The following is a 13,177-nucleotide window of genomic DNA, read 5'->3' on the forward strand; positions in this document are numbered from 1 at the left end:
GACGCCGGGCCAGGGCGTCGCCGCCGGCGCGCCCAATCCGGCGGCCGAGGAAGCGCCCACGACCGCGCGCGCCGAACCTCAGTTCGAAATGGCCGACGGCATCGTGGCCACCGTCAACGACAAGATCATCACCGGCTATGATCTGCGCCAGCGGATGCTGATGCTGATCGCCTCGTCGCAAGTTCAGCCGACCGAACAGAACCTGCCCGCGATCCAGCAGGCGGCGCTGAACGCCCTGATCGAGGACCGCCTCAAGGTTCAGGAGATGGCCAAGTTCGAGAGCCTGAAGGTCACCGACGAGGAGGTGGATCAGGAAATCGCCGAGATGGCCCGCGCCGCCGGCACCACGCCCGCCAACTATCTGCAGTTCCTGCAACAGGGCGGGATCCAGCCCGCCGCCTTCCGCGAGAACCTGCGCACCCAGATCGGCTGGAGCCAGCTGGTGCCCGGTCGTTTCAACAGCCGCGCCCGCGCCAGCAGCCTGCAGGTCGATCAGGAACTGCGCCGCCTGAACGAGGCGGCCTCCAAGCCCCAGTTCTTGCTGGGCGAAATCTACATCGACGCCGCCCGCGTCGGCGGCGCCCAGGCTGCGCTGAACGGCGCGCGTCAACTGGTTCAGCAGATCATTCAAGGCGCGCCCTTCCAGGCCGTGGCCCAGCAGTTCTCCTCGGCGCCGTCGGCCAACGCCCGCGTGCCGGGCGATGCGGGCTGGGTCGTGCGTGATTCGCTGCAGCCGGCCGTTCAGACCGTGGTCGATCAGCTTCAGCCCGGCCAGTTGTCCAACCCCATCGTCGTCGATGGCGGGGTCTATATCCTCTATCTGCGTGACAAGCGCGACGGCGCCTCGACCAGCCTGGTTTCGCTGCGTCAGGTCATGGTCGAACTGCCCGAGACCGCGTCCGAAGCCGACGTCGCCGCCGCCACCCAGAAGCTCCAGGCGATGCGTACGGGCCTGACCTGCGACAACATCCTGTCCCAGGCTCGCGCGACCGAGGGCGTGATCGGTGCGGATCTGGGCGAATCGGACGTGGCCAACCTGGCGCCCCAGTTCCAGCAGTTCGCCCGCACCGGCGAGCTTGGCGCCGTCTCGACCCCGATCCGCACGCCCCTGGGTCTGCATCTGGTCGCCGTCTGCGGCCGTCGCGTCGGCGGCCCCGAGGCCCCCAGCCGTCAGCAGGTTGAAAACCGCCTGCGGGCGCAGAACCTTCAGGTTCTGGAGCGGCGCTATCTGCGCGACCTGCGCAGCGACGCCCTGATCGAGTTCAAGTGACCGGATCGGTCGCGCCTCTGGTCCTGACGCTCGGCGAACCCGCCGGCGTCGGGCCGGAGATCGCCGCCGCCGCCTGGACGTCCCTAAGACACGAACCGCTGGCCTTCGCACTCATCGGCGACGCCGGCCTGATGCGCGCCCAAGGCGTGCCGGTGGTCGAGGTCGGCGCGCCCGGCGACGCCGCCGACCGCTTCGTCCACGCCCTGCCCGTCATTCACAGGCCCCTGCCCGCCCCGGTCGAGGTCGGCCGACCAGAGTCCGCCAACTCCCCGGCCATCGCGGACGGCATCGAAGAGGCGGTCGGATTCGCCCTGTCCGGCGAGGCGTCGGGCGTGGTGACGGCCCCCATCGCCAAGGCGCCGATGTACGCCTCGGGCTTTCGCTTTCCGGGCCATACCGAATTCATCGCCGAACTGACCGCCGACGCCCCCTATCCCGGCACCCGTGGGCCGGTGATGATGCTGACGGCGCGAGACCTGCGCGCCTGTCTGGTGACCATCCACGTCGCTCTGGACCAGGTGCCGGAACTCGTCACGGCCGAGCGCGTGGCCCGCACCGCCCGTGTCGTCCATGAAAGCCTGAAGCGCGACTTCGCCATCGCCCGCCCGCGTCTGGCCATGGCGGCGCTCAACCCCCATGCGGGCGAAGGCGGCGCCCTGGGTCTTCAGGAGATGGACATTCTGATCCCGGTCGCTGAACAGCTGCGCGCAGAGGGCGTCGACATCACCGATCCCAGGCCGGCCGACACCCTGTTCCACGACGCGGCGCGCGCCACCTATGACGCCGCCATCTGCATGTATCACGATCAGGCGCTGATCCCGGTCAAGACGCTGGACTTCTGGGGCGGCGTGAACGTGTCGTTGGGCCTGCCCGTCATCCGCACCTCGCCCGACCACGGCACGGGCTTCGACATCGCCGGCAAGGGTCTCGCACGCCCCGACAGCCTGATCGCCGCCATCCGGCTGGCATCCGAGATGGCGGCGGCGCGCGCCGCGCGCTAACAGGGCGTGTGACCGACCTCCCTTCTCTCCGCGAAACCCTCGACGCCCACGGCCTTTCGGCCAAGAAGAGCTTCGGCCAGCATTTCCTGCTGGACCTGAACGTCACCCGCAAGATCGTGCGGCTGGCGGGGCCGTTCGAGGGCCGCGCCGTGATCGAGGTCGGCCCCGGCCCTGGCGGCCTGACCCGCGCCCTGCTGGAATCCGACGCCGGACCGGTGGTTCTGGTCGAGAAGGACCCCCGCTTCATTCCCCTGCTGTCTGAACTGGACGACGGCGCGGGCCGCCTGACCATTGTCGAAGCGGACGCCCTGAAGGTGAAAGAGGCCGATCTGGTCTCCGGTCCCGCCCATCTGGTGTCCAACCTGCCCTACAATGTCGGCACGGCCCTGTTGATCAAATGGCTGACCGGGCCGTGGTTGCCGCACAGCCTGACCCTGATGTTCCAGAAGGAGGTCGCGGAACGTGTCGCCGCAGGCCCGGGCGAAGACGCCTATGGGCGACTGGCCGTCATCTCTCAGGCCGTCTGCACTGCGCGTATCGTCATGCATCTGCCCGCCGCCGCCTTCACCCCGCCGCCCAAGGTGGCCTCCGCCGTCGTGCATCTGGTCCCGCTGGCGGAACGCCCCAGCCCCGAGCGCCTGAAGAAGCTGGAGCGCGTCACCGCCGCCGCCTTCGGCCAGCGTCGCAAGATGCTGCGCTCCAGCCTGAAGCAACTGGGCGGCGCCGCCCTGTGCGAGGCGGCGGGGATCGAGCCGGAAGTGCGGGCTGAAACGGTGGATGTGGCGGGCTTCCTGCGCCTGGCCGACGCGCTTTCCTGAGGATCTGACATGACCGTCGAACCCTTCCGCGCGATCTCCGTCAGCCGTTTGGCCCACCAGTTGAAATCCGAAGGCCGGTCGATCATCCACATGGAGTTCGGCCAGCCATCGACCGGCGCGCCCGCCGCCGCCATCGCCCGCGCCCATCAGGTGCTGGATCAGGACGCCATGGGCTATTGGGAAAGCCCGGACCTGCGCGCCCGCATCGCGCGCCTGTATGAGGAGCGCCACGGCGTCACGGTCGACCCTGACCGCATCCTGTTGACCTGCGGCGCCTCGCCGGCCCTGGTTCTGGCGCTGAGCACCCTGTTCAAGCCCGGCGACCGGATCGCCCTGGCGCGGCCCGGCTACGTCGCCTATCGCAACACCCTGCGCGCCCTGCACCTGACGCCGGTCGAGATCGCCTGCGGGCCGGAGACCCGGTTCCAGCTGACGGCCGATCAACTTCGAGCGCTGGATCCCGCGCCGGCCGGGGTCATCATCGCCAGCCCCGCCAATCCCACAGGCACCATCATCCCGGACGCCGAACTGGCCGCCATCGCCGAGGTGTGCAGCCAACGCGGCATCGCCGTCGTCTCGGACGAGATCTACCACGGCCTCAGCTACGTCGGGCCGACCTCGTCCATGCTGCAGTTTGCGCCGGGCGCCGTGGTGATCAACAGCTTCTCCAAATACTGGAGCATGGCCGGCTGGCGTCTGGGCTGGCTGCTGGTCCCACAGTCGCAGGTCGATGCTGCTCGGGCCTATATCGGCAATATGTTCCTGACCCCGCCGTCGCTGAGCCAGCACGTCGGTCTGGTCGCCATGGATGCGGTCGAGGAGTTGGAAGGCCACATCCAGACCTATGCCCGCAATCGCGATCTGATGCTTCAGGCCCTGCCGGCCCTGGGTCTGAAGAAGATCGCCCCGCCGGACGGCGCCTTCTACATCTGGGCGGACATCGGCCATCTGACGGACGACAGCGTGGCCTTTTGCGAGCAGTTGCTGCGCGACACCGGCGTCGCGACGGCGCCCGGCGTCGATTTCGACCCCGTCGATGGCCGCCGCTTCATTCGTTTCAGCTTCGCGGTCTCGACGCCCGAGATCGAGGACGCATTAAGCCGCCTGCGTCCTTGGTTCGCTGCGCGGGCCAGAGCTTAAGTCTGCCGACGTCGCGCGGTGAAGCGCGTCGTACAGGCGCTTGGGCTCCAAAGGCTTGGGCAGCCAGTCGGTCATGCCGGCGGCATAGCAGGCCTCCACCTGTTCCGCCTCGGTGCCGGCGCTGAAGCCGATCACGGGCACGGTCGCGTTCGGACCGTCGGAGGCTCGCAGGCGGCGCGTCGTCTCATTGCCGTCGATGCCCGGCATGTTGACGTCCATCAGCACCACGTCGAACGCGCGTTCCGCCAGCAACGACAACGCCAGATGACCGTCCGAGGCGGTCGCCAGATCGACCTCCAACGGCTGCAGCACAAGGGCGATGGTGCGTCGGTTGATCTCGTGATCATCCACGGCCAGCACGCGGATGCGACGCGCCAGAGCCGGGGCCGCATCCTCAAAGCCGTCGTTCGCCTCCGTGGGCAGGCCCGCCGGCAGATCGACGCACAGGGTGAAGGCCGCCCCCTCGCCCGGCGCGCTCCGCACCGTCAGGTCGCCGCCCATCAGCCGCGCCAACTCACGGCTGACGGTCAGGCCCAGCCCCGTCCCGCCATAGGTGCGCGCCACCTCGGCGGACCCCTGCGCGAAGGGCGAGAAGAGCCGGTTCATGGCTTCAGGCGTGATGCCCGCCCCCTGATCGACGACGGTCAACGTCAGGCAACGATGATCGTCACAGCGCGGCGCGGCGGCCTCCAGCCGGATCGCCCCGGCAGGCGTGAACTTGATAGCGTTGGAGATCAGGTTGTTGACGATCTGACGAAGGCGATAGGGATCGCCGCGCAGCCACACTGGCTCGCCGTGATCCAGGGCCCAATCCAGCGTCAGACCCTTTTCGGCAGCCGGCGCCGTCCAGAACCGGGCGGTGTCGCGCACCAGGTCTCCAAGCTCGAAATCCCGGCTCTCGATAGCCATCGCCCCGGCCTCCATCTTGGAGTGGTCCAAGAGGTCGTTCAGCATTCCGGTCATCAGACGCCCCGCGTCGATGATCAGTTCGGCCGTCTGCTCACGCTTCTTCGGCAGTTTGCCGTCGCGGATGACATGGGCGCCGGCCAGGATGGCGCTGACCGGGGTGCGCAGTTCGTGGCTGACGATGGCGGCCATGGCGGCGCGGTCGGCCATGGCGCTCTGCGCCTGCTCCAGGCGTGTTTCAGCCTCCGCGCGCGACCGAACCTCGGCCTGCCGTGTATGATACACGCGCCAATAGATGTTCAGCATCATGCCGGCGAACAGGGCGGCCGACAGGGTCATGACGGCCACGCCCCGGGTGTCGCCCTGGACCAGCTTGATCACCGGCATGACGGCCAGGAACAGCAGATACGGCCCGCCGCCGATGAAGAACAGAAGGCGCGAACCGATGCCCGAGGCGACATTGGTCAGCAATCCCCCGGCCAGGGTCAGGGCCGCCAGGGTCACCAGTGCGGGGTGGTTTGTCGTCCAGATGATCAGGGCCATCCCCCCGAACAGGGTGGCCATCAGGGTCGTGGACATCAGGGCCAGGCCGACCGACAGACGGTTGTTCGACGGTGGATCCCGGCGGAACGGCGCCATGGCCCAGAACTCGAATCCCTGCACGATCAACGCCATGGCCAACCAGACGGGAATCCAAGACACCATGCCGCCGCCGTGCATGGCCCAGGCCATCACAACGGCGAGCAATAGGCGCACCGGCGCTTGTTTGGCCCGCTCCGTGGCGCTGCCCGCCAGGATCGGTCCTATGGAATCCAGAGATGTCATGAGCCCCCCGCTGTCCCGACCTTAAAGGACAGAGGGCGAACAGGACGTAAATCATGGTCGCGGCTTAAGGGTTCTTCCCTATGACCGCGTTTACTCTGCGCTGCCTTTCGGCGTGGCACACCACGATCAGTAGCGTAGCTTAGAGTACCCAACGCCGCAGACCCCGGTCTGCGGCGTTATTCTCAGACCGCCTCGCGCAGCAGGGCGGCCTTGTAGTCGCCGACCCACAGGTTACGGAACCGGCGCGAACGCTCGGCGTGATAGATGTGGGCCAGTTCGGCGTAGGATCGGTCGAAGTCCTCGTTCACCAGCACATAGTCGAACATGTCGCAGTGTTCGATTTCGCCCTTGGCGTTGGCGACGCGGCGCTCGATCACGTCCTCGGCGTCCTGGGAGCGGGTCACCAGGCGACGACGCAGTTCTTCCAGGCTGGGCGGCAGGATGAAGACGCGCACGGCGTCCTCGGGGCATTTCTCGGCCACGTCGCGCGCGCCCTGCCAATCGATGTCGAACAGGACGTCGCGCCCCTCGGCCAGGGCGCGGTCGACCGGCCCGCGCGGGCTGCCATAGCGATTTCCGTGGACATCGGCCCATTCCAGGAAGGCGTCTTCGTCGATCAGCCGCTGAAACTCGTCATGCCCGACAAAGTGGTAGTCGCGCCCGTCCACCTCGCCCGGCCGTATGCCGCGCGTGGTCATGGACACGGACAACTCCAGCCCCCCGTGATCCGCCATCAGTCGGCGGCACAGCGATGTCTTGCCCGCGCCCGAGGGGCTGGCGACGATCAGGAGGACGCCCCGGCGGGGCGCGCGTTCATTCGACATTCTGGACCTGCTCACGCAACTGTTCGATGACGGCCTTGAGCTCCAGGCCGATTCCGGTGAGCGCGGTCGTAGCCGATTTCGAGCACAGCGTGTTGGCCTCACGCATGAATTCCTGCATCAGGAAGTCGAGTTTCCGCCCGGCTGGCGCCGAGGCCACAAGCTGTCGCGCCGCCGCGACATGGGCGGTCAGCCGATCCAGTTCCTCGCGCACGTCCGCCTTGGTCGCCAAAGCGGCCGCTTCCAGGAATATCCGGTCTTCCAGTCCTGGCGCATCGGGAGCCAGTTCGGTGATGCGGCGCGTGAACCGCTCGCGGATCGTCTCGACCTGCGCCGCCGCCTCGCCCTCGGCCTGGGCCGTCAGGGTTTCGATACGAGCGATGAAATCCTCCAGCACAGGGGCCAGCAGCGCGCCCTCCTGCTGGCGCGACGCCTTCAGCGCGTCCAGCGCCTGCTCCACCGTGTGGGCCATGGCGGCTTCCAGCGCCGCCCGCGCCTCGGGATCGTCGATCTCCTCGGGCGTCTCGATCACGCCGCGCAACGCCAACAACCCGTCCGCGGACGGCGGCGTCGCGCCATCCTCGGCCAGTTCGTTGGCCAGGGTCAGATAGCGCGCCAGCACGGCCGCATTGACGGCGACCGCGGCTTCACCGGCGTCGGTGCGTTTGGCCTGCAAGCCGATGCTGACCTGACCGCGTGCAAACCGGGCCTGCCCCGCCGCCTTGGCCGCCCGCTCCACGGCGTCGAAGCCATGGAGTCCGCGAAACCTGACCTCCAGATTGCGGCCGTTGACGGACCGGGCCTCGACCGACCAGGTCCAGCCGTCTCCGGCGCCGTCCGCCCGGCCGAATCCCGTCATGCCCGATAGCGCGGTCATCTCGCCCGCTGACTGGCGCCGGGCGGCAGGGTGATGGTGGCCTGGCACGTCGCGGGTTGCTCGGCCGCCGGCGTCATCGGCGCCGGGTTGGTTCCGGGAACTGCGGGCGCGGGCTGCTCTGGCGGCAAGCCCGCCTTCTGGCGTTCGATCTGGCGCCAGCAGGCCACGTTGCGCTGATGCTCTTCATAGGTCAGGGCGAAGGCGTGGCCGCCCGATCCGTCCGCGACGAAGAACAGCGCGGGATCGGCAGGCGGATTCAGCACGGCCTTGACCGCCTCCACGCCCGGATTGGCGATCGGCGTCGGCGGCAGGCCGTCGATCTGATAGGTGTTCCAAGGCGTTGCGGCCAGCAGTTCGGAACGCCGGATGCCGCGCCCCAGGGGCCGCCCCTTTGTGATGCCGTAAACGATGGTCGGGTCGCTCTCAAGACGCATGCCGGCGCGCAGCCGGTTGGAGAAGACCGCCGCCACGCGCGGCCGCTCGGCCGCCAGGGCGGTTTCCTTTTCGACGATGGAGGCCAGGACGACCGCCTCTTGCGGCGTGCGCGCCACGGTCGCGGGCGACCGCTGGCTCCACAGCAGACGCAGGTTCTCGGTCGCCGCGCGCTGCATCCGGTCGATCACCGACTGGCGCGTATCGCCGCGCGCCACCTCATAGGTGTCGGGCCACAGACTGCCTTCCGCAGGCATGTCCGCGACCGTGTCGATCAGCACCGGTTCCTTGTTCAGGATGTCCACCGCCTGAAGCGAGGACCACCCCTCCGGCAGGGTCACGAAGTGACGCACCACCCGCCCCTCGACCAGCAGGTTCAACACCCCGGCCAAGGACATGCCCGAGGGCACCTCATATTCCCCGGCCCTCAGCCGACGATCCGCCCCGGTCAGTGTCGCCGCCGCGCGGAACAGGTCGGTCGAACGGATGACGCCCTCGGCCTTCATCTTGGCGGCGATGACCGAAACGCCGGAACCACTGGCCAGGGTCACGACCGTCTTGTCGCCCTGCCGCGCCGACGGACCGGGCGCATAATAGACCGCCCAGACTGCGATCAATGCGACCAGCAGGAACAGGCCGAAGGTCGCCGATGCGGTCAGCAGCGAGACCGTGAATCCCGACCGTCCGCTCGACTTCTCGACCCGTCCCCGTCCGAACACCTCAGTCCACCTTCTTGAAGATGACCGAGGCGTTGGTGCCGCCGAATCCGAAGCTGTTGGACATGGCGACGTCGATCTTCATGGGCTTGGCCTTGTTGGGCACCAGGTCGATGGGCGTTTCCATCTCGGGATCGTTCAGATTGATGGTTGGCGGCGCGATCTGGTCGCGGATGGCCAGGACCGAGAAGATGCTCTCGATGGCGCCCGCCGCGCCCAGCAGGTGTCCGGTCATCGACTTGGTCGAGGACACCGCCACGTTCGGCGCGTGATCGCCCACCAGCCGTTCGACCGCCTTCAGTTCGATCCAGTCGGCCATGGTCGAGGTGCCGTGGGCGTTGACGTAATCCAGGTCGGACGGCTGCATTCCGGCCCGTTTCAGCGCCATCTTCATGGCGCGCAGGCCGCCGTCGCCGTCCTCTGACGGGGCGGTGATATGGTAGGCGTCGCCGCTCATGCCGTAACCCACGACCTCGGCGTAGATCTTGGCCCCGCGCGCCTTGGCGTGCTCGTACTCCTCCAGCACCATGACCCCGGCGCCCTCGCCCATGACGAAGCCGGCGTGGCCCCGGTCGTAGGGGCGCGAGGCTGTTTCGGGCGTGTCGTTATAGGCGGTGCACAGCGCCTTGCAGGCCAGGAATCCGGCGATGCCGATGGGCACGATGGAGCTTTCGGCCCCGCCCGCCACCATCACCTCGGCGTCGCCCAGGGCGATCATGCGCGCCGCGTCGCCGATGGCGTGGGCGCCGGTGGCGCAGGCGGTCACGACCGAATGGTTCGGTCCCTTCAGACCGTGGCGGATCGAAATCTGGCCAGACGCCAGATTGATCAGGGCCGAGGGGATGAAGAAGGGGCTGACCCGGCGCACGCCCTGTTCCTTCAGGACGATGGCGGTTTCGGCGATGGGGCCCAGACCGCCGATGCCGGACCCGACCATGACGCCCGTGGCCTCGCGGTCCTCCTCGGTCTCCGGCTTCCAGTTCGCATCAGCCAGGGCCTCGTCGGCGGCGGCGATGGCGTAAAGGATGAAGTCGTCCACGCGCTTGCGGTCCTTGGGCGACATGATCTTGTCGGGGTCGAAGTCCCCGTCGCCCCCGCCACCGCGTCCATCCACGCTCGGCACCTCGCCGGCGATGGTGCAGCCATAGCCTTCGGTATCGAAGGCGGTGATGGGACCGATGCCCGACCGTCCCTCGACGATGCCTTTCCAGCTCTTGTCGACGCCCCAGCCCAGGGGTGTCAGCAGACCGATGCCCGTAACGACGACGCGGCGCATGGTGCGTGCTCCTTCAGCTCCAAACCTTACCCAACGGAATCACATTGGGATTCGTCGGGGTCAGAAACAGTAAAGGCCGCCGGGCGTCTCCGCTAGGAGCGCCGGGCGGCCCTTTGAACCGTCAGCCTTTCGGCTTCCCGTCGGGGGCTGGGATCAGCCGGCCGACTTTTCGTCGATGAACTTGACCGCATCGCCGACCGTCTGGATGTGCTCGGCGGCGTCATCCGGGATCTCGATGTCGAATTCTTCTTCGAAGGCCATCACCAGCTCGACGTTGTCGAGCGAGTCGGCGCCCAGGTCGTCGATGAAGCTGGCCTTTTCCGTGACCTTGTCCGGATCGGCGTCCAGGTGGTCGATGACGATCTTGCGAACGCGCTCGAGGGTGTCGGACATCAGTGTCTCTCTGCCTGTTTGAAATCGCCGTAGAGGCGGGGGTAGCTCAGAAATCGCCGTCTCACGGCAGCGAAGGCGACGCAAGCCCGAAAGCCCGAACCGCCGTTGCATCAAGCCCTTTAGCACAGGCTTTCGGGCTGGAAATAGTCTGTTGCGCGTCGTGATGACGGCGGCGAACCTTAAATCATCGCCATTCCGCCGTTCACATGCAGGGTCTGGCCCGTCACATAGGCGGCTTCGTTCGACGACAGATAGACGGCGGCGGCTGCGATCTCGTCGCCCGCGCCCAGGCGACCGGCGGGGATCCTGGTCAGGATGGCGTCCCGCTGCTGATCGTTCAGAACGTCGGTCATGGGCGAGGCGATGAAGCCCGGCGCGATGCAGTTGACGGTGATTCCGCGCGAACCGACCTCCTGGGCCAGCGATTTGGAAAAGCCGATCATGCCGGCCTTGGACGCCGAATAGTTGGTCTGGCCGGGGTTGCCGGTCACGCCGACCACCGAGGTCACGCCGATGATTCGACCCGAGCGGCGCTTCATCATCCCCTTCACCGCTGCGCGGGTCAGGCGGAAATAGCTCTCAAGATTGATCTGGATGACCGACTGGAAGTCCTCGTCCTTCATCCGCATCAGCAGGCCGTCCTTGGTGATGCCGGCGTTGGCCACCAGAATGTCGAGCGGCGCGCCCGCCGCCGTCTCGGCCGCGTTCACCAGATTATCGACCGATTCCGGGTCCGACAGGTTCGCGGTGGCGAAATGGGCGCGCTCACCCAGTTCCTTGGCCAGGTCCGCCAGAACCGCCTCGCGCGTGCCCGACAGCACCACGGTCGCGCCCTGGGCGTGCAGCGCCCGCGCCACCGCCCCGCCGATGCCGCCCGTCGCGCCGGTCACCAGCGCGGTCTTGCCTGCAAGATTGAACATTGAAATTCTCCGCTCATCCCGGCGAAAGCCGGGACCCAGTGCTTTCACGCGCAGGATGGCCGGGATCACCATTCCAACGCAAACTCAAACGCTCATCGCCCAAAGGTCTGGGTCCCGGCTTTCGCCGGGATGAGCGGCTATCAAAGAGTCTTGGCGAACGCTTCCAGATCTTCCGGGGTGTTCAGCGCCAAGCCCTCTGCGTCCGGCGCGATCCGTTTGGCCATGCCGGTCAGAACCTTGCCCGAGCCGATTTCGGCGAAGCGCGTCACGCCGCCTTCACCGGCCATCCACTCCATGCTCTCGCGCCAGCGCACCCGCCCGGTGACCTGTTCGACCAGCAGGCGACGGATGACTTCGGGATCGCTCTCCGGGCGCGCCAGGACGTTTGCGACGACAGGCACGACGGGCGCCAGAATCGTCGACGAGGCCAGGGCCTGCGCCATCTCGTCGGCAGCGGGCTGCATCAAGGGACAGTGGAAGGGCGCCGAGACGTTCAGCGGAATCGCCCGCGCGCCCAGTTCCTTGGCCTTTTCGATGGCCCTGTCCACCGCCGCCTTCTCGCCGGAGATGACGATATTGCCCGCATTGTTGTCATTGGCGACCACGCAGACGTCCAGTTCAGCGCCCGCCGCCGCAGCGGCCTCCGCCAGCGCCAGATCGGTCTTTGGGCCGATCAGAGAGGCCATGGCGCCCTGCCCCACCGGCACGGCGCGCTGCATGGCCTGACCGCGCAGCTTCAAGAGCCGCGCCGTGTCCGACAGCGAGATCGCCCCCGCCGCCGCCAGCGCCGAATATTCCCCCAGCGAGTGACCGGAGACATAGGCCGCGCTCGCCACGTCAAAGCCGAACTCGGCCTTCAACGCCCGGATCGCCGCCACGGACACCGCCATCAGTGCGGGCTGGGCGTTCTCGGTCAGGGTCAGCTGATCCTCGGGCCCCTCGCGCATCAGCACCGACAGCTTCTGGCCCAGGGCCTCGTCCACCTCGGCGAAGACGTCGCGGGCGGATTGGAAGGCGTCCGCCAGTTGGGCGCCCATGCCGACCGCCTGGCTGCCCTGGCCCGGAAACAGAAGTGCGAGGGTCATCGACCGCTCCCTGAATCGTTCATCAAGGCGCGGAGCCGTAAGCCCTCGCTTCCGTCAGGGCAAGCGTCGGTTCACGGCGCGCGGCGCGCGGAGACCTCGATCCGAACCCCGATCATTTTGGACACCCAATCCGCCGCAGCGTCCGAGGCCATGCCGAGGTCCAGCGCCGTCCGGTCCACCTCCAGCGCGCCCTCCACCTTGGCCACGCCGCCGGATTCGCTGAACCGGAACGGCAGCACCACGGGGATGGTGGTAGTCTTTACGCGCAGATCGCCCGCCGCCTCATAGCGGTCGCCGCCCAGGGATCGGAAGCGCGTCGCCTCGAAACGGGCGACCGGATATTGGGTCGGTTCGAACCATTCCGCGCCCTGCAGAGAGCCTTCCTGCGTCGGATCGCCCGTCCGCGCGGAGGCGGTCTGGACCAAAACCACCGCCTTGGATCCCGCCAGATCGGCCGGGTCGAACCAGACGTGTCCTTCCCACTTGTCGAACCGCCCTTCGAACCGTTTCCCGGCGTGGGTTCCGCTGAAGCGGATGCTGGAGGCGGCGGCGTCGATGGTCCATGCCGCCGCCGTGCCCGGCATCACCGGGGCCTCCGGCTTCGGCTGTGCGGCGGCGGCGACGGGCGCCGGCGCGATCTCGGCCAGCTGGCTTTCCGTCAAGGCGTAGGGTCGGGCGGCGATGGCGCCGGCGACGG

At 67.8% G+C, this 13,177-nt stretch carries 13 protein-coding genes; 4 read left to right on the forward strand and 9 right to left on the reverse strand.

What is annotated here, in order from left to right; genetic code table 11:
• From RTU05_RS13655 to RTU05_RS13670, 4 genes are all read left to right on the forward strand, one after another.
• Positions 1 to 1,270 (forward strand): peptidylprolyl isomerase (locus RTU05_RS13655; RefSeq protein WP_312598909.1); only part of this gene is annotated, 1,270 nt, incomplete at its 5' end.
• On the forward strand, positions 1,267 to 2,271 hold the full coding sequence (gene pdxA / locus RTU05_RS13660; RefSeq protein WP_312598910.1) for a 4-hydroxythreonine-4-phosphate dehydrogenase PdxA: 1,005 nt from the start codon (positions 1,267 to 1,269) through the stop codon (positions 2,269 to 2,271). The genes RTU05_RS13655 and pdxA, both read left to right, overlap by 4 nt.
• Positions 2,272 to 2,279: 8 nt before the next feature.
• On the forward strand, positions 2,280 to 3,089 hold the full coding sequence (rsmA, locus tag RTU05_RS13665) for a 16S rRNA (adenine(1518)-N(6)/adenine(1519)-N(6))-dimethyltransferase RsmA (RefSeq protein ID WP_312598911.1): 810 nt from the start codon (positions 2,280 to 2,282) through the stop codon (positions 3,087 to 3,089).
• Between the two features lie 9 nt (positions 3,090 to 3,098).
• Positions 3,099 to 4,229 (forward strand): aminotransferase class I/II-fold pyridoxal phosphate-dependent enzyme, encoded by a 1,131-nt coding sequence (locus RTU05_RS13670; protein ID WP_312598912.1) that lies wholly within the window; start codon positions 3,099 to 3,101, stop codon positions 4,227 to 4,229.
• Here RTU05_RS13670 and RTU05_RS13675 read toward each other — a convergent pair.
• From RTU05_RS13675 to RTU05_RS13715, 9 genes are all read right to left on the reverse strand, one after another.
• On the reverse strand, positions 4,185 to 5,960 hold the full coding sequence (locus RTU05_RS13675) for an ATP-binding protein (RefSeq protein WP_312598913.1): 1,776 nt from the start codon (positions 5,958 to 5,960) through the stop codon (positions 4,185 to 4,187). The two genes, RTU05_RS13670 and RTU05_RS13675, sit on opposite strands and share 45 nt — an antisense overlap.
• Positions 5,961 to 6,142: 182 nt before the next feature.
• On the reverse strand, positions 6,143 to 6,784 hold the full coding sequence (gene gmk / locus RTU05_RS13680; protein ID WP_312598914.1) for a guanylate kinase: 642 nt from the start codon (positions 6,782 to 6,784) through the stop codon (positions 6,143 to 6,145).
• Complete coding sequence (locus RTU05_RS13685; RefSeq protein WP_312598915.1) at positions 6,774 to 7,658, reverse strand: YicC/YloC family endoribonuclease; 885 nt, start codon at positions 7,656 to 7,658, stop codon at positions 6,774 to 6,776. Before RTU05_RS13685 ends, gmk begins: the two co-directional genes overlap by 11 nt.
• A complete protein-coding gene (mltG, locus tag RTU05_RS13690; RefSeq protein ID WP_312598916.1) occupies positions 7,655 to 8,809 on the reverse strand; it encodes an endolytic transglycosylase MltG in 1,155 nt (384 codons plus the stop codon). The genes RTU05_RS13685 and mltG overlap by 4 nt, the downstream gene beginning before the upstream one ends.
• A 1-nt stretch (position 8,810) precedes the next feature.
• Complete coding sequence (gene fabF, locus RTU05_RS13695; RefSeq protein WP_312598917.1) at positions 8,811 to 10,082, reverse strand: beta-ketoacyl-ACP synthase II; 1,272 nt, start codon at positions 10,080 to 10,082, stop codon at positions 8,811 to 8,813.
• Positions 10,083 to 10,235: 153 nt separating this feature from the next.
• Positions 10,236 to 10,475, reverse strand: coding sequence for an acyl carrier protein (locus tag RTU05_RS13700; protein ID WP_008264317.1), 240 nt, complete (start codon positions 10,473 to 10,475; stop codon positions 10,236 to 10,238).
• Positions 10,476 to 10,654: 179 nt separating this feature from the next.
• A complete protein-coding gene (gene fabG / locus RTU05_RS13705) occupies positions 10,655 to 11,395 on the reverse strand; it encodes a 3-oxoacyl-[acyl-carrier-protein] reductase (RefSeq protein WP_312598918.1) in 741 nt (246 codons plus the stop codon).
• A gap of 140 nt (positions 11,396 to 11,535) precedes the next feature.
• The gene (gene fabD, locus RTU05_RS13710) at positions 11,536 to 12,480 is read right to left on the reverse strand and encodes an ACP S-malonyltransferase (RefSeq protein WP_312598919.1); all 945 of its coding nucleotides are present in this window, start codon (positions 12,478 to 12,480) and stop codon (positions 11,536 to 11,538) included.
• Positions 12,481 to 12,551: 71 nt separating this feature from the next.
• The coding region (locus RTU05_RS13715) for a YceI family protein (RefSeq protein ID WP_312598920.1) at positions 12,552 to 13,177 on the reverse strand (626 nt) is incomplete at its 5' end.

This window comes from Brevundimonas sp., assembly GCF_032017145.1.
GTDB lineage: Bacteria > Pseudomonadota > Alphaproteobacteria > Caulobacterales > Caulobacteraceae > Brevundimonas.

What these genes read in the sequence shown, in the direction of transcription:
- RTU05_RS13685 (WP_312598915.1), bottom strand. Translation starts at nt 7,658, where the DNA reads ATGACCGCGCTATCGGGCATGACGGGATTCGGCCGGGCGGACGGCGCC.
- gmk (WP_312598914.1), bottom strand. Translation starts at nt 6,784, where the DNA reads ATGTCGAATGAACGCGCGCCCCGCCGGGGCGTCCTCCTGATCGTCGCC.
- RTU05_RS13700 (WP_008264317.1), bottom strand. Translation starts at nt 10,475, where the DNA reads ATGTCCGACACCCTCGAGCGCGTTCGCAAGATCGTCATCGACCACCTG.
- RTU05_RS13675 (WP_312598913.1), bottom strand. Translation starts at nt 5,960, where the DNA reads ATGACATCTCTGGATTCCATAGGACCGATCCTGGCGGGCAGCGCCACG.
- fabD (WP_312598919.1), bottom strand. Translation starts at nt 12,480, where the DNA reads ATGACCCTCGCACTTCTGTTTCCGGGCCAGGGCAGCCAGGCGGTCGGC.
- fabF (WP_312598917.1), bottom strand. Translation starts at nt 10,082, where the DNA reads ATGCGCCGCGTCGTCGTTACGGGCATCGGTCTGCTGACACCCCTGGGC.
- RTU05_RS13670 (WP_312598912.1), top strand. Translation starts at nt 3,099, where the DNA reads ATGACCGTCGAACCCTTCCGCGCGATCTCCGTCAGCCGTTTGGCCCAC.
- fabG (WP_312598918.1), bottom strand. Translation starts at nt 11,395, where the DNA reads ATGTTCAATCTTGCAGGCAAGACCGCGCTGGTGACCGGCGCGACGGGC.